The following is a 15,488-nucleotide window of genomic DNA, read 5'->3' on the forward strand; positions in this document are numbered from 1 at the left end:
TGAGCAACTGAATCCCCATTCTCATAGGGCTGCCATTCTCCGGAGGCAGCCCTTTATACTGCTCTTAGAACCATGAGCGACCCTACCCCCCCAGCTGTCCATCCCGGCGCGCAGCCAGCCGCAGTCCAGGGCGTTCCTGCACCGATCTACCGCCAGATTTCGACCGATTTTTATCCGTGGGCCGAAATCATCGCTGACCTCCGGGCCCGCTCACAGGCCGGGCAGAGCCTGCTGTTTCAGGCCGAGTCGGGTGGCACCTGTGCCCGCTTCGTCTGGCTGGCTGGACAGCTGCTGGGGGGCCACAGCGGCCCCCATGAACTGAACTTTGCCATGCTGATGCGCGGCCTGCCGCGGGCCCGCGTGACCCTGCTGCCGCTCAGCGAGGCGGCGGCGGCGGCCATCTGGGAACACCGCGCCGGCAGCGGGCAGGCGCTGCGCGGCACGGCGGCGCAGGTGACCGCGCAGCTGAGTGGTCAGACCGGCCTGCTGACCGGCTCCGGGGCCGGCGCGGGGGTGTCGTACTGGCTGGAGGGCCAGCCGCGCTGGGGCAGCTGGGAGCCGCAGGCAGCAGGGGACAGCGAAAGCCAGGAATGGCAGTTCGTGCCGCTCCACCGGCCGCTGGACCGCAGCGAGCTGGAGCTGTTCTGGCGGCAGCTGCTGACCTTGACCCACCGCCGCGCCGCGCTGGATGAGGTCTGGCGGCAGGTGTCGTTGCAGTTGGCCGTCCGCTATCCGGTGCTGGACCCTTTTACCCGTGAGGTGACGGTCCGGACCGGCGAGTTAAAGGTGGACCCGGCGGTGGAGGCTGACGAGTTGCAGCCGGCCCTGCTGGCGGCGTACAGCCTGGCACTGCCCCGCCTGGGCCTGCGCCTGAGCGACCTGCCGCTGGAGCGGCTGCGCCAGCATGAGCTGTGGGAATCCAGCGGCCTGCAGGCGCTGGAAGAAAGGGGTCAGGCATGACCCGCGCCCTGAGCTGGCCCGAAGGTCTCAGCGACGAGACGCCGTTGCCTTACCGGGTGTGGCGGGTGCTGGACCTGATTGACGGGCAATTGTCGGCGGCAGAGGTGGCCCGGCTGGCCGGCGTCGGTGAGGACGAGGTGCTGCAGGCGGTGGTCGAGGCGGCCGGCCGCGCCCAGAGCCACCAGCGGTTGCTGCGCCCGGTAGACGCTGGGCTGCAGCAGGAAATCACCCGGCTGCTGGGCAGCCTGATCGGGCCCATCGCCGGCGTGATTGTGGACGAGGCCCTGGAAGACCTGGGCCCGGAGCCACGGGCCGGCAGCCTCTTTCAGAAAATCTCGCAGGAACTGGAGCCACAGCAGCGCAGCGCTTTTGCTCACTTGGCCCGCGAGCATGAGCTGGCCTGAGGGCCGGCTGTGCCTAAGTGGTCAGACTTCAGTCTCTAAGCTGAAGCCATTCTCCGCAGGTTCTCTGCATGGCCGCACTCCCGGGCGCCGGGCTGGCCCGGACGGAACCGCGCCGCACCAAGGAAGGAAAGCATGAAGTACACCGTAGTCATTCAGCAACCCGTTCAGGATGAGGTTCGTGCCGACCTGGAGCAGAGGCTTCAGCAGGGGCTGGGGCTCAGTGCCTCGGCGGCCGGTAAGCTGTCTGCCCGCCGCTCGGGGCGGCTGCTCAAGCCCACCACCCGCCCCAAGGCCGAGAAACTGCTGGGCATCTTCAGCGGCGTCGGTGCGGACGTCACCCTGGAAGAGGTGCCCGAAGAGGGCACGCTGAGCGGCCTCGGTGCTGCTTCTGCTGCTGCGGCGCCGGCACCTGGGCCGGCGGCCAGTAGTGACAGTGCCAGCACACTGGTTGCCCCGTCTGCGGACCCGTTTGGCGCAGGCCAGCCGGGTGCAGAAGCCCCGGCAGACAATCCTTTTTCGGCCAGCCCGCTGGGAGCGGCGACGGCCCCCGCCGCAGACCCCTTCGGTGCTGATCCTTTTGGGGCGGACCCCTTCGGTGCCGACCCGTTCAGCGCAGCTCCCTCCTTCGGCACAGACCCTTTTGCGGCCGATCCATTTGCGGCGCCGGCCAGCGGCCAGGCAGGTCAAAGTCAAGGGAGCCAGAGTCAGGTGTTCAGCGCCGCGCCGGGCGGGGTCACGGGCAGCACTGAGAGCCCGCGTCCTGCCGGCCGCCACGATCCGGCCCCTGCCGCCCCGGCAGATGACGAGTGGGCCAGCTTTACCCAGGACCTGGGCAGCGCCGGCCGTGACCAGAAAACGGAACAGGCGGGTGACACTGGTGATGTCTGGGCCGACTTCGCCGATTCGTTGAAGGTGGACGTACCGGTGCCGGAGCGCTCCGAAACGGCCGCCGCCCCAGCGCCGCTGGTGCCCAGTTTTATGGACGTGGCCGACGACGCCGAACTGCCGGTCACGGTGTCGGGGCCGCGCCGCAGCCTGGAGCGTCAGCTGCTGCTGTCCTCGCTGTTGCCCACGGCCGCGCTGGCACTGCTGTCGCTGTTGCTGCTGAGCACCTTGTTGCCAGCCGCCCAGCGCACCCAGTCGGCGGCGCAGGCGCAGACCCTGGCCCGTAGCCTCAGCGCCACGCTGCAGACCGGCTCTACCGACGCGCTGCAAAACCAGCTGCGGACGCTGGCAAACGACAACGGCATCGGCTTTGTGCAGGTGCAAGTGCCCGGCGGCTCTACCTACTTTGCCAGCGACGCCAAGCCGGCCGACAGCCAGAACCTCCAGAAAGCTTTTGCTGGCTGGAAGCCACAGAACAACGCTGCTCTGTTCCGGAACGGCAACTCCAGTTACGCGGTGGGCGCGGTTGACGCCACCGAACAGACCCCCCAGGTCTCGGTGGGCGTGCCGTACCGCTTTAACCTGGCCCGCACGGTGCTGCCCTGGCTGCTGGCCTCGCTGGCACTACTGGGCCTGGCGGCGTTGTGGGCCCGCCGCGCAGCCCAGGGCCTGCTGCAACCCCTGCAGCGACTGGTGCGTGCGGCCGACGCCATCAGCGCCGGGGACCTGAACCAGCCGGTGCACGCCGAAGCCAACGACGAGGTGGGCGATCTGGCCCAGGCCCTGGAGCGCATGCGCCTGAGCCTCAGCGCCGCCATGGACCGCCTGCGCCGCCGCAAGCGTTAGTAAGGTCAAGGCAGCCAGGCCGGCGGCCCGGCCCGTCATTACCTCAGCGAAACACGCCGCCCTGGACTTTCTTTCCGGGCGGCGCGTTTATCTACGGTAGATGCCCGTTTATTCGTTCAGGGCGGTGCGGCCAAAGCCACGGGTGCGGCGCACTTCCTCTACGCCGCTCACCGCTTTGAGTTCGCTCAGCAGGCTTTTCATTTCCGGATTGTTGGCAAAATCCAGCCGCAGACAAACATGGGCTGCCTCTCCGGCGTCCACAAAAGCCTCGAAGCGCAGCGGGCTGTACTGGTTGCGGGCCAGCACGCTGAGAATATCGGCCAACAACCCGTCGCGGTCGGGGGCCACCACGTCCAGATTGACCTCGAAATGCTCCTCGGCGCGCGAGTTCCACGACGCCGACACGCAGCGCTCCGGCTCGTCGGCCAGCAGCCGGATCATGTTGGGGCAGTCGATGCGGTGAATGCTGACTCCGCGCCCACGGGTCAGGTAACCCATGATCTGGTCGCCGCGAATGGGCTGGCAGCACTGACTCAGCTTGGTGGAGGTGCTCAGGCCGTCCACGTAGATGGTGGGAGCGTGGCCGTCCTTGGCGCTGCTGTGGGGCGGCAGCGGTGAGGACGGCGCTTTTTTCACCTCCAGCGCCGGGTCCAGGGTGCGGGCGGCCTGGGCGGTGGTCACTTTGCCGGCGTGCAGTGCCAGGAACAGTTCGTCGGGGTTGCGGCTGCCGGCCAGTTTCTGCGCGGCGTCTTCCAGCTTCTTGACGCTCATCAGCTTGCGCACCGGCAGCTGGCGCTTGCGCAGATAACGCTCCAGCATCTGCTGGCCGTGCGCCAGTGCGCCCAGCCGCTCGTCCTGGCGGAAGAAATAGCGGATCTTGGTGCGGGCCGAGCGGGTGCCGGCAAAGTTCAGCCAGTCCTTGCTGGGCTTGCCGTTCTTGCTGGTCAGGATTTCCACCATGTCGCCGTTTTGCAGCTTCTGGCTCAGCGGCACGATTTTGCCGTTCACCCGTGCCCCCACCATGGTTTCCCCGATGCGGGTGTGAATGTGGTACGCGAAATCTACCGGCGTGCTGCCGGCCGTGAGGCTGATCGCCAGCCCCTTGGGTGTAAAGACCCGCACCCGCTGCGACAGGAAATCGTTCTTGACGGTCTCCATGTATTCGGTGGCGTCGCCCACCTCGTTTTGCAGCTCGCGCAGCTGGTCGATCCACTGGTCGCGCTCGCGCTGGTTCAGCTGCCCGCCCTGCTTGTACATCCAGTGGGCTGCCACCCCGTATTCGGCCACCTCGTGCATTCGCAGCGACCGAATCTGAATCTCGATAGGCTGCCCACTTTTGCCGATCACCGTGGTGTGCAGCGACTGGTAGCCGTTGGGCTTGGGCACCGCGATGTAATCCTTGAAGCGGCCCGGCAGCGGTGTCCACAGCGAGTGGACGATCGAAATGGTGTGGTAGCAGATGCGCTTCTCGCGGGTTTCCTCGGCGCGGGCCAGCCGCTCGGGGTCGGTGCCCTCGCGGGCTTCCATCGGCCGGGGGGTCAGAATCACCCGCAGCGCCATCAGGTCGAAAATCTGTTCCAGCGCCTTGCCCTCGCGCCGCATCTTGTTGAAGATGCTCCACAGGTGCTTGGAGCGGCCCGAGATGTCGATGTCGATCACCCAGTCGGGCAGTTCGAGGTCGTCAGCCAGGGCCGAGCGCAGGCTTTCCTCGGCATTCTTGACGATGCCGTCGCGCTCGTCCAGCTGCATCCGCAGTCTGGAGCGCAGTTCGTGGTATTCCTCGGGATAGAGGTAGCGAAAGCTGAGGTCTTCCAGCTCCCACTTGACCTGCCCGATGCCCAGGCGGTGCGCCAGCGGCGCGAAGACTTCCATCGTCTCACGCGAGATGCGCTTTTGCTTTTCGGGCGGCATCGAATCCATGGTCCGCATGTTGTGCAGGCGGTCGGCCAGCTTGACCACGATCACCCGCAGGTCGTCGGTCATAGCGATCAGCATCTGGCGCAGGTTCTCGGCCTGCATGTCGCGGCCGTCGTCGCTGACCTCGGCGGTCTGCGAGCCGGCCTTGCTCAGCTTGCTGACCTTGGTTTCGCCCTCCACGATCCGGCTGACATCCGGGCCGAACCGCTCGGTAATCACCTCGAAAGTCACGCCGTCCACGTCTTCGACCGTGTCGTGCAGCAGCCCGGCGGCGATGCTGGTGCTGTCCATGCCCAGATCGGCCAGGATGGTGGCGACCGCCACCGGATGGGTGATGTACTCCTCGCCGCTTTTGCGGACCACGCCCGCGTGGGCCTCACGGGCAAATTCATAGGCGCGTTCGACCAGATCGCGTTCGGCGTCAGGCCGCTCCGCAATCAGGGCGCGCAGTTGTTCCATGCCATGCACAGCGTTCACAATAGCGCGGGCGCCGCTGCCCGGACCGTGCCCTGCGCCGGCAGAAAGGCGGCAGGAGAGAAAGCAGCGGAGCGCTATGCTGCGGAAGATGCCTGCTGCCGTGACACCCGACTGGTCCCTGGAACGCCAGCACTGGGTGCGTGGGTACTTCCGGGTGGCTGGGGTGGACGAGGCCGGGCGCGGCGCCTGGGCTGGGCCGGTAACGGTGGCCGCCGTGATTCTGCCGAATACGGGAGGGGAACTGCCCTTCGCTGACAGCAAGACGCTGAGCGCTGCCCAGCGCGAGGACCTGGCCGCCGAGGTGCGCCGGATCGCCCTGGCCTGGGCGGTGGAGCACGCCTGGCCGGGGGAAATCGAGCGGCTGAATATTCTGGGCGCCACCCACGCGGCGGCCATGCGGGCGATTGCTGCCCTGAATCCGGAACCACAGGCCCTGGTGACCGACTACCTGCGCCTGCGCACCCCGCTGCCGCTGCTGGCCCCGCCGCGCGCCGATGCCCTGAGCTTCAGCGTGGCGGCAGCCAGCATCCTCGCCAAGACCGAACGCGACACCCTGATGCGGCAGCTGGACAGCACCTACCCCGGCTACGGCTTTGCGGCGCACAAAGGGTACGGCACCTCGGCACACCGCTCGGCCCTGGCCGAACTGGGGGTCAGTGAGGCGCACCGCCGGGGCTTCCGGCCGGTGGCGGCCCTGCTCCAGCGGCGCCTGCTGGACTGATTCTGAAAGAAAAGGAATAAAAGTTTCCTGCGGACGGCTGGCCGCCAGACTGTGACAGGATGCTGCTTATGACGGGAACGGCGCATCAGGAACAACACAACACTGAACGGATCGGCTGGCTGCGGGCGGCGGTGCTGGGGGCCAATGACGGGGTGGTGTCGGTGTCCAGCATCGTGGTGGGGGTGGCTGCCGCTGCTGGAACCACGCCCGGCACCATTTTGCTGGCCGGCGTGGCCGCGCTGGTGGCCGGCGCAACTTCGATGGCGGCCGGCGAGTACGTGTCGGTGCAGTCGCAGGCCGATACCGAGCACGCCAACCTGGCCAAGGAAGCCCGCGAACTGCGCGAGCAGCCCGAAGCAGAGTTGCAGGAACTGACCGACATTTATGTCGCGCGCGGGGTGGAGCCGGGGCTGGCCCGGCAGGTGGCGCAGCAACTGACCGCCGCCGACGCCCTGGGCACCCACGCCCGCGAGGAACTGGGCATCACCGAGCAGCTGCGGGCCCGGCCTTTCCAGGCGGCGCTGGCCTCGGCGGTGTCGTTCATCGTGGGCGGCATCGTGCCGGTCATTGCGGCCGTGCTGCTGCCGCACAGCGCTGTGGGTGTGGGGGTCACGGTGGTCACCCTGCTGGCGCTGCTGGTGCTGGGCGCCCTGGCGGCCTACGCAGGCGGAGCCTCACTCTGGAAAGGGGCGCTGCGGGTCACGCTCTGGGGCGCAGCAGCGATGGCTCTCAGCGCGCTGGTGGGCAGCCTGTTCGGGGTGCAGGCGTAGGCGCTGGCCCTGTGCCGGGGGCCCTGTGCCGGGGCAGCTCCGGCGCTGCTAGCGGGCTTTCTGCGGGCCAGTTTCCGGCTGAGATTTCGCCGCTTGTCGGCAGCGATCCGAGCAGTAGCGCACGTTGTCCCAGTCGCGTTCCCACTTGCGGCGCCACTGAAACGGCCGCCCGCATACCGGACATACCTTGCTGGCCCGCTCGGCCGGGGGGCGGGCGGCTTTGCCGTTGACATGCGTTCTGGCCACGTTCCGAGAATAGGGCAGAGCAGGGCAAATCAAGAGAGGGGGAGGCCTACCTCCGGCCTCCCCTTTTTCACCTGGGCTCTAGCTCAGGGCGTGCTGACCTGTGCGCTCACCTTTTCCTTGCCCATGCCGGCTTCAATCATGTTGATCACCCGCAGCCAGGCGCGAACGCTGGCTTCCACGATGTCGGTGGCGACACCCACTCCGCTGAGGTACTGTTCGCCGTGCCGCACGGTGATGCTCACTTCGCCCAGCGCGTCGTCGCCCTGCGTGACCGACTGAATGCGGTATTTCTCCAGCTCCGGCTGCACGCCGGTGATGTCGCTGATGGCCTGAAAAGCGGCGTCTACCGGGCCGTCACCATGGGCGGTGGCGCTGCGGCTGCCCTGCGGGGTGGTCAGGCGCACGAAGGCCACCGGCTCCACGTTCATGCCGGAGGTGATCTGGAAAGCGTCCAGGCTGTAGGTCTGTGGCACGTCGGTGCGCGAGTCGGCCAGCGCCCGCAGGTCCTCGGCGAACACCTGCCCCTTGCGGTCGGCCAGGTCCTTGAAGCGGCCGAACAGCCCCTGCACCTTGTCCTCGTCCATGTCCGCGTAGCCCAGGTCCGCCAGCGCCTGCCGGAACGCGGCGCGGCCCGAGTGCTTGCCCATCACCATCACGGCGGCCTCGCGGCCCACCGGCCCACCAGTTCGGCGTTCATGATCTCGTAGGTTTCGCGGGCTTTCAGGACCCCGTCCTGGTGAATGCCCGATTCGTGGGCAAAAGCGTTGTCGCCCACCACGGCCTTGTTGGGCTGCACCGGCATCCCGCTCAGGCGGCTGACCAGGCGCGAGGCGCGGTAGAGTTCGCGGGTCTGAATCCCGGTGCTGAAACCGTACTGATCGGCGCGGGTATGAAAGGCCATCACGATTTCTTCCAGGCTGGCGTTGCCGGCCCGCTCACCGATGCCGTTCACGGTGCATTCGATCTGCCGCGCCCCACCCTGCGCCGCCGCGATGGAATTGGCGACCGCCATGCCCAGGTCGTCGTGGCAGTGCGCCGAGAGAACGACATGCTCCGGCAGTTCGGCCCGCAGCCGGGCGAACAGGGCGCGGATTTCCTCGGGGGTGGTGTAACTCACCGTGTCGGGCACGTTGATGGTGGCTGCACCGGCCGCGGCGGCCGCCCGGAAAATCCGGATCATGAAGTCCACGTCCGAGCGGGTGGCGTTCTCGGCGCTGAATTCCACGTCGTCCACAAAGGTGCGGGCGTATTCCACCGCCTGCACGGCCTTTTCTACCACCTGATCCGGCTCCAGCTTCAGCTTCTTTTGCATGTGGATGGGGCTGGTGGCGATAAAGGTGTGAATTCGGGGCCGCTGTGCCGCTTCCACCCCACGTGCCGCCGCTTCGATGTCGGCGCGGCCGGCGCGGGCCAGGGCGGCAATCACCGGGCCGCGCACCTCGCGGGCGATGCGCTGCACGCCCTCCAGGTCGCCGGCGCTGGCAATCGGAAAGCCGGCTTCGATGATGTCTACACCCAGCCGGGCCAGCTGCTGCCCGATCTCGATTTTCTGGGCGTGGTTCAGCGCCACGCCGGGGCTCTGCTCGCCGTCGCGCAGGGTGGTGTCGAAAATGCGGATGTAGCCGGGGTCGCTGGGGAAACTGGGGGTGGTCATGGTCAGGGCTCCTGTAGGGAAAAGGGGGCAAAGGGGCGCGGGCAAGCACAGCAAAAACCCCCGGGAGAAGCAGGTGGGTTCTCCGGGGGAAGTCAGGGCAGATGGGCGTGGGTGCAGGGCCGGCTGGCTGACTCTCAGGGAGAACAGCAGCGTAGTAGGCCGGGCGCAGTGTGGAACATGTGGGCCATCCTAGCCGAATGTCAGCCGGTTGGCAAGGCTTGTTTGCCACTTGCCAAAATAGAGGGGCCTGGGTATAGTCCTTGCATGCCTGAGCAACCCGGACAGCCAACGAATGCTTACAGCGACCTACTGCTGCCACCCGGGTCATAGCGCTCCGCGCCGCATGGCCCCAGCTGCATGTTGCTGGGGCCATTTTTCTTTTTTTCTCCTGCCACTCCCCGCATCCCCGCCAACCTGCCAAGGAGGCCCCCACATGGGCATGACCATCGCCGAAAAGATTCTCGCCGCGCACGCCGGCAAAGACAGCGTCACCCCCGGAGAACTGATCGAGTGCAGCACCGACCTCGTGCTGTGCCACGAGATCACCACCCCCGCTGCCCTGCGGATGCTGGAAGAACGCGGCATGGACCGGGTGTTTGACCCGGAGAAAATCGTGGCGGTCCCGGACCACTCGGTGCCGGCCATGAACATCAAAGCGGCGCAGATGTACCAGAAGCTCAAGAGCTGGGTGCAGGAAAAAGGCATCCGCCACTTTTATGACGTGGGGCGCGGCGGCATCGCCCACGTGGTGCTGGAAAACAGCGGCCTGATGAAGCCGGGCCAGACGCTGGTGTCGGGCGACAGCCACACCTGCAATGCGGGCGCCCTGGGCGCGTTCGCCACTGGCGTGGGCAGCACCGACCTGGCCGGGGCCATCTACGCTGGCCGGGTGTGGTTCAAGGTGCCCGAAACCATGCTGATTCGCGTGACCGGCGAGGCCGGCCCCGGCGTGTCGCCCAAGGACATCGTGCTGGAAGTGATCCGGCAAATCGGCGCGGACGGCGCCAACTACATGGTGATGGAATGGGTGGGCGACTATATCGAGGGCCTGGATATGGACTGGATATGGAAGGCCGCTTTACCCTGACCAATATGGCGATTGAGGCCGGCGGCAAGACCGGCATCGTGGCGGTGGACGGCACCACCCGCGAGTACCTGCGGGCACGCGGCGTAACCCCGGATGGGTACACCGAGTACCAGTCCGACCCGGACGCGCGCTACGCCGTGACCGTGGAGATTGACGCCTCGCAGGTGGAGCCCACCGTGGCCTACCCGCACATTCCCAGCAACGGGCGGGTGGCCGGCAGCGACGCCATTCCGGTGACCCACGCTTATGTGGGCAGCTGTACCAACGGCCGCATCAGCGACCTGCGCGAGGTGGCGCGGATTCTGCGCGGCCGCCGGGTGGCCGACGGGGTGCAGATGACCATCGTGCCCGCCACCCAGGCCATCTGGAAACAGGCGGCGGTGGAAGGGCTGATGGAGATTTTCGTGGACGCCGGGGCCACCGTCTCGTACCCCAGCTGCGGCGCCTGCCTGGGCATGCATACCGGCGTGCTGGGGCCGAACGACGTGTGTATTTCCAGTTCCAACCGCAACTTCGTGGGCCGCATGGGTGACCCCACGGCGCAGATTTACCTTGCCAGCCCTGCCACGGTGGCCGCCAGCGCCGTGACCGGCGTGATTACCGACCCGCGCACCATGCAGGCTGAAGAAGCCGCCGACTGACGCCTGATCCCTACTCCCAAGGAGCTTTCCCCATGACCCGACCCAAGACCGACCCGCAGCGGCACCCAGACGCAGACCCACACCCTCCAGCCGATGACCACCCGCACCGCCCACGTGCATGTGTTCGGGCGCGACCACATCAACACCGACGAGATTATTCCGGCCCGCTACCTCACCACCGACCGCGAGGAAGAGCTGGCCCCCTACGCCATGCAGGACTACGACCCCGAGTTCGTGCAGCGGGTGGGTAAAGGCGACATCGTGATTGCCGGGGCCGACTTCGGCTGCGGGTCCAGCCGCGAACATGCCGTGTGGGCGCTGCGCGGCGCAGGTGTGAGCGCGGTGCTGGCCCCCAACTTTGCCCGGATTTTTTACCGCAACGCCATCAACAACGGCTTTCCGGCGCTGGAGTGCGAAGGCATTGAGGACCTGTTCAGCGACGGCGACGAGGCCACCCTGGACCTGGAAGCCGGCACCATCCGCAATGAGACGACCGGCAAAGAGCTGAAATTTACCCCGCTGCCCGAGTTTGCGCTGGCGGTCAAGGAAGCCGGCGGCTGGCTGGAATACATGCGTGACCAGGATGCAGCGGCGGCCCAGGCGAACAGCGCCGAGCTGCCGGGCGAGACGCTGAACACCGCCAGCACCGAGGGCGGCCACGGCCACGCCGGCCACCCTGCCGGTGACCGCGAAAGTTTTGAAGCACCCCGGGATGCGGTGGAGCCGGACCATGCCTAAGGTCGTGGTGTTGCCCGGTGACGGCATCGGCCCCGAGGTGGTGGGCGCGGCGCTGGAGGTGCTGCGCGAGGTGGCCCCGGACCTGACGCTGGAAGAACACCTGATCGGCGGCGCGGCGTTCGACGCGGAAGGCGATCCCTTTCCGGGCAGCACCCGCGACGCCCTGGCCGGCGCCGACGCTGCGCTGCTGGGCACGGTAGGCGGCGCCCAGGACAGCGCCTGGAACCGGCTGCCCCGGCCCCAGCGCCCGGAAAGCGGACTGCTGAGGCTGCGTCAGCACCTGGGCGTGTTCGCCAACCTGCGCCCGGTGCGGGTGATGCCGGGCCTGGAACACCTCAGCCCGCTGCGCCCCGAGATTGCCGCCGGAGTGGACCTCCTGATCGTGCGCGAGCTGCTGGGCGGCGCGTACTTCGACCCACGCCGCGAGCGGGGTGAGGACGCCGCCTTCAACACCATTGGCTATACCCGCGCCGAAATCGAGCGGGTCAGCGGCCACGCCCTGCGGGCCGCGCAGGAGCGACGCGGCGGCCTGACCAGCGTGGACAAGGCCAACGTGCTGGAAGTCAGCGAGCTGTGGCGCGAGACGGTCACGGCGCGGGCGCAGCAGTACCCGGACGTGACGCTGCACCACGAGTACGTGGACAGCGTGGCGACCCTGCTGGTCACCCGCCCGGAGCGCTACGATGTCCTGCTGACCGAGAACCTGTTCGGGGACATCCTTTCGGACCTGGCGGCGGTGCTGCCCGGTTCGCTGGGGCTGATGCCCTCGGCCAGCCTGGGCGCGGGCGCGGGGCTGTACGAACCGATTCATGGCAGCGCCCCCGACATTGCCGGGCAGGGCGTGGCCAACCCAGCCGGCACCATCCTCAGCGTGGCGATGCTGCTGCGCTACAGCCTGAACCGGGGGGCCGAGGCGGACCGGGTGGAGACAGCGGTGCAGGCGGCCTTGAGTGCCCATCCCACCCGCGACCTGGGCGGGAAAGCCGACACCACCGAGCTGACGGCGGCGGTGTTGCCGGCGCTGTAAGAAGGAGCGGGCCGGCTCAGCGGCAGAAGCGAATGGCCTGCATGGCTTTCAGAAAGCCGGCGGTGGGAAAGGTGTAGGTAAGCTGTGAGTAGCCGGGGCGCAGCACGGTCAGCGAGACGTTGCGCCGGGCGCCGGTCAACACCCCCAGCATGCCGCTGCTGGCGCCCCGTTCCGCGTCCCAGACGCCCAGGGTTCCGGTCTGGCGGTCACGCTGCACGGCGCCGGACACCAGATAGGGTTCGCCGCCGTCCCAGGTCAGCACGATATCGGCTGGGCCGGCGCTGCGGCCCAGCGGGTTCTTGCTGTAGAGGCTGACCTGCGGCGAGCCGGCCTGGCACTTGACAGCCAGGTAAGTTCTGCCGCTGGTGTCGTATTTCTCGTCCACAAAAGCCATGCTGGTGTTCACCCCCTGGCTGGAGCTGACCTTATAGGACGCGGTGGTGCCAGGAATCCGGGTGTCGGCCAGGGCGGCCGTGCTGCCCAGCAGGGCGAGCAGCGGCAGGAGTGGTCTGAGGGCAGGCTGCATGGCTTTAGCCTAGGGGAAAAAGGCGGGCTGGGCCGGCAAATATGGGTGGGTCTGCAGCCTTCTGCTTCCCAGTTCAGTTACTGGCAGCTTTCAGCGCCCACGCCGCTGCCCCCAGCCCAAGCGCCAGCCCCAGCATCAGCGCAGGCGTGGGAAGGGCTGATGCCGCCAGCGCCGCGCCGAGGGTCAGGCCCAGTGCATTCAGGCCAATGAGTGCACCCATGGTGCGGCCCCGCTCAGCCGTGGGCGCCAGTTGCTGCGAGCGGGTGGTGATGGCCACGCTGACGAGGCCGAGACCCACGCCAAAGCACACGGCCCCTGCCCACCACGCCTGCACAGCCGCTGACAGCATCGGCAGTAGCCCCAGCGCCACCAACGCTGCGCCCAGCACGGCAAAGCGGTGCAGCTGGGGCATGTGGTGGCCCCGACTGGCCCACGTGATGCCCACCAAAATACTGCTCGCCACCAGCACTTCAAAGACGACGTAGGCGTGAATGTCGCCGCCAGCGCCACTCAGCGCGAGAGGCGCGCGGGCATTCATCACGTTGAGCAGTGCGTTGGCGGCGGCGAGGGCCAGCAAACCCCAATACGGCAGCATTCCAGCCAGTGCCAACCCAGCCACCGACAGCACCGCCGCCGCACGTAGGCCGCTCGCCACGCCAATGGCCGCGCGGGGCGTGAGGCGGTCAGCCATGCTGCCCAGCAGCGGCGCAGCAAGACGCGGCAGACTTCCAGCCAAGAACACCAGCGCCACCGCCCGCTCGTCGGGCAAAGTGCTTAGGCCCAGCGCTAAAAACGGCATGGCAAGGCTGAGCAGCGCGTCGCCTAGCGACATGCCCGCCATGCCCGCAAGGTACGTCCAGAAGCCGCGTGGTAAATGGTTAGAACTGGCCCTCGTCATGCCTTCCAGCGTGTGCGCTACGCTACCGAAAATGCCGCAGACAATTTTGGGTAGCTATACGGGCGAGTGGTTCACTGTGCAGACGCCAGAGCAGGCGCGCTTACTCAGTGACGCAGCTGCGCTGACTATGCTTCAGCCGTTTATGGGCCGCACGCTGGGCGCAGCGCAGGCGGCGCGCGAGGCAGGCGTGAGCGTGGAGCGGCTGAGTTACCGCATTCGGCAATTTGTGGCGGCGGGGCTGCTGGAATGCGTGGGCGAGCAGCCGAGGCGTGGGCGGCCTGTGCGGCTGTACCGTGCGGCGGGCGGTATCTTTTTGCCTTTTCAGTACACGCCATTTGCCGACTTGGAAGCGCAGCTCGCGGGCAACCTGCAGCCTATTCAGGCGGCCAAAGCCCGCGCATTGGCCCGCGTGCTGGCCGAGGTGCATTCCGATGGGCGGGTGCTGTACCGCGACGACACCAGTGGCAAAGTGTACAGCGAGGCCGCGTCTTCTGCCGGCGCTTCTATGCGGCGAAGCCGGGGCAGCAACCGCACCGGCCGGCTCTGGCTGGATGAGACGCAGCAAGCAGAGTTGCAGGCTGCTTACGACGCACTAAGCGCGCGGATTCAGGCGCTGGAAACGGGGCTGCGTGAGGGCGCGAAGCCCTACTTGCTAGAGCTGACGCTGGTGCCGCTGGATGAAGCCGAAGCCTGAACTTCCGGGGCCTTTGCTTCCAGCGCCCGAATCCCGGCGTACAGCCGCTCATTGACCGGCGTGGGCACCCCGTACTGCCGCCCCAGCCGGATGACGGTGCCGGCGAACAGCTCCAGCTCGGTGGGCCGGCCGGCTTCCAGGTCCTGCGCCAACGACGGCTTGCCGGCCGGGTCCAGGGCGTCCATCACGCGCACCCAGTAGTGGAAATCGTCTTCGGTCAGACCGGTGCCGGCATGTGGCGAGAGGGCCAGCACCTCGCGCATGGCCACCAGAAATGTTTCGCGGGGTTCGCCCTCTGCCTGCACGGTGCTGAAGGTGCCCTGATACAGCGCCACCGCCTGATTCACGCCCACATTTAGCATCCATTTGCCCCACAGCCGCCGGGGCATCTGGGGGTCCACCGAGTGCGGTAGGCCGGCGCGGGTAAAAAAGCGGTCTACTGCCTGCACCCGCGCTGCCTCGGCCGGGTCGTCCGTCACCGGGCCGATCACCAGCTGCCCCCGGTCGCGGTAGACCAGCCGGTTGCCCTCGCGCCGGGCGTCCATCTCCTGCGCCACCGCGTACACGATGCGCTCCGGCCCAAAATGCTGCGCCAGCACTTCCTCGCTGGCGATGCCGTTCAGCGCCGAGACGATCAGCGTCTCTGGCCCCAGCTGGCTGGCGATAAGCGGCAGGGCGGCTTCCAGGGCGTGAAACTTCACGCACACCAGCACCAGGTCGGCGGGGGAGGGGGTGCCCTGCGGGGTGAGGTAAGCAAAAGGCACTGGCTGGCCGTCCATCCACACACCCTCAGTGCGGTAACGCTCTGTCCGTGCCGGGTCGGCCACCACCCGCACCTGTCCGGCCGGCAGCCCGGCGGCCAGTTGCCTGCCGAACAGAATGCCCAGCGCGCCAAGGCCGACGATGGAAACGGTCTGAAGGTCTGTGCTGTGGCCCGGGGTCATGCAGGGAACTGTAGCGCGGAACCGTGCTGCCGGGCCGGCGGCGCAGCAGCCAG

The 15,488-nt window shown here is 67.6% G+C and carries 13 protein-coding genes and 2 pseudogenes; 9 read left to right on the top strand and 6 right to left on the bottom strand.

The features are described from left to right. The first annotated feature begins 72 nt into the window (after positions 1-72). From OCI36_RS02260 to OCI36_RS02270, 3 genes are all read left to right on the top strand, one after another. Positions 73-960 carry a hypothetical protein gene (locus OCI36_RS02260; protein ID WP_261663461.1) on the top strand — a complete coding sequence of 296 codons (888 nt, stop codon included), beginning with the start codon at positions 73-75 and terminating at the stop codon, positions 958-960. Continuing rightward, on the top strand, positions 957-1,364 hold the full coding sequence (locus OCI36_RS02265) for a hypothetical protein (protein ID WP_261663462.1): 408 nt from the start codon (positions 957-959) through the stop codon (positions 1,362-1,364). Before OCI36_RS02260 ends, OCI36_RS02265 begins: the two co-directional genes overlap by 4 nt. A 132-nt stretch (positions 1,365-1,496) precedes the next feature. Next, positions 1,497-3,095: a HAMP domain-containing protein gene (locus tag OCI36_RS02270; protein ID WP_261663463.1), complete on the top strand. Its 1,599-nt coding sequence runs from the start codon at positions 1,497-1,499 to the stop codon at positions 3,093-3,095. Positions 3,096-3,203: 108 nt separating this feature from the next. On the opposite strand, the gene OCI36_RS02275 is transcribed toward OCI36_RS02270, so the two are convergent. Further along, on the bottom strand, positions 3,204-5,471 hold the full coding sequence (locus OCI36_RS02275) for a RelA/SpoT family protein (protein WP_261663464.1): 2,268 nt from the start codon (positions 5,469-5,471) through the stop codon (positions 3,204-3,206). A 106-nt stretch (positions 5,472-5,577) separates the two neighbouring features. Between OCI36_RS02275 and OCI36_RS02280 the strand changes: the two genes are divergently transcribed. Both OCI36_RS02280 and OCI36_RS02285 read left to right on the top strand, forming a co-directional pair. Next, positions 5,578-6,210, top strand: a complete 633-nt coding sequence (locus tag OCI36_RS02280; RefSeq protein ID WP_261663465.1) for a ribonuclease HII — start codon at positions 5,578-5,580, stop codon at positions 6,208-6,210. Positions 6,211-6,278: 68 nt separating this feature from the next. Further along, a complete protein-coding gene (locus OCI36_RS02285; protein ID WP_261663466.1) occupies positions 6,279-6,980 on the top strand; it encodes a VIT family protein in 702 nt (233 codons plus the stop codon). Between the two features lie 48 nt (positions 6,981-7,028). Here the strand turns inward: OCI36_RS02285 and OCI36_RS02290 are convergent, their stop codons facing one another. Together OCI36_RS02290 and OCI36_RS02295 are read right to left on the bottom strand one after the other, a co-directional pair. After that, positions 7,029-7,226, bottom strand: a complete 198-nt coding sequence (locus OCI36_RS02290; protein ID WP_261663467.1) for a DUF2256 domain-containing protein — start codon at positions 7,224-7,226, stop codon at positions 7,029-7,031. A gap of 83 nt (positions 7,227-7,309) precedes the next feature. Next, positions 7,310-8,880, bottom strand: a pseudogene (locus OCI36_RS02295) (2-isopropylmalate synthase). Between the two features lie 433 nt (positions 8,881-9,313). Here OCI36_RS02295 and OCI36_RS02300 point away from each other — a divergent pair. From OCI36_RS02300 to leuB, 3 genes and pseudogenes are all read left to right on the top strand, one after another. Then, positions 9,314-10,608, top strand: a pseudogene (locus OCI36_RS02300) (3-isopropylmalate dehydratase large subunit). Positions 10,609-10,701: 93 nt separating this feature from the next. Continuing rightward, complete coding sequence (locus OCI36_RS02305; RefSeq protein ID WP_261663468.1) at positions 10,702-11,346, top strand: 3-isopropylmalate dehydratase small subunit; 645 nt, start codon at positions 10,702-10,704, stop codon at positions 11,344-11,346. Continuing rightward, a complete protein-coding gene (leuB, locus tag OCI36_RS02310; RefSeq protein ID WP_261663469.1) occupies positions 11,339-12,373 on the top strand; it encodes a 3-isopropylmalate dehydrogenase in 1,035 nt (344 codons plus the stop codon). The genes OCI36_RS02305 and leuB overlap by 8 nt, the downstream gene beginning before the upstream one ends. Before the next feature lie 16 nt (positions 12,374-12,389). On the opposite strand, the gene OCI36_RS02315 is transcribed toward leuB, so the two are convergent. Further along, the gene (locus tag OCI36_RS02315) at positions 12,390-12,899 is read right to left on the bottom strand and encodes a hypothetical protein (RefSeq protein ID WP_261663470.1); all 510 of its coding nucleotides are present in this window, start codon (positions 12,897-12,899) and stop codon (positions 12,390-12,392) included. A gap of 73 nt (positions 12,900-12,972) precedes the next feature. After that, the gene (locus tag OCI36_RS02320) at positions 12,973-13,797 is read right to left on the bottom strand and encodes a hypothetical protein (RefSeq protein ID WP_261663471.1); all 825 of its coding nucleotides are present in this window, start codon (positions 13,795-13,797) and stop codon (positions 12,973-12,975) included. A 31-nt stretch (positions 13,798-13,828) separates the two neighbouring features. On the opposite strand from OCI36_RS02320, the gene OCI36_RS02325 reads away from it, so the two are divergent. Then, positions 13,829-14,491, top strand: a complete 663-nt coding sequence (locus OCI36_RS02325) for a helix-turn-helix domain-containing protein (RefSeq protein WP_261663472.1) — start codon at positions 13,829-13,831, stop codon at positions 14,489-14,491. Here OCI36_RS02325 and OCI36_RS02330 read toward each other — a convergent pair. Next, positions 14,443-15,435, bottom strand: coding sequence for a ketopantoate reductase family protein (locus OCI36_RS02330; RefSeq protein WP_261663473.1), 993 nt, complete (start codon positions 15,433-15,435; stop codon positions 14,443-14,445). The two genes, OCI36_RS02325 and OCI36_RS02330, sit on opposite strands and share 49 nt — an antisense overlap. Positions 15,436-15,488: the final 53 nt, after the last annotated feature.

It is taken from the genome of Deinococcus sp. Marseille-Q6407, assembly GCF_946848805.1.
Classification (GTDB): Bacteria; Deinococcota; Deinococci; order Deinococcales; family Deinococcaceae; genus Deinococcus.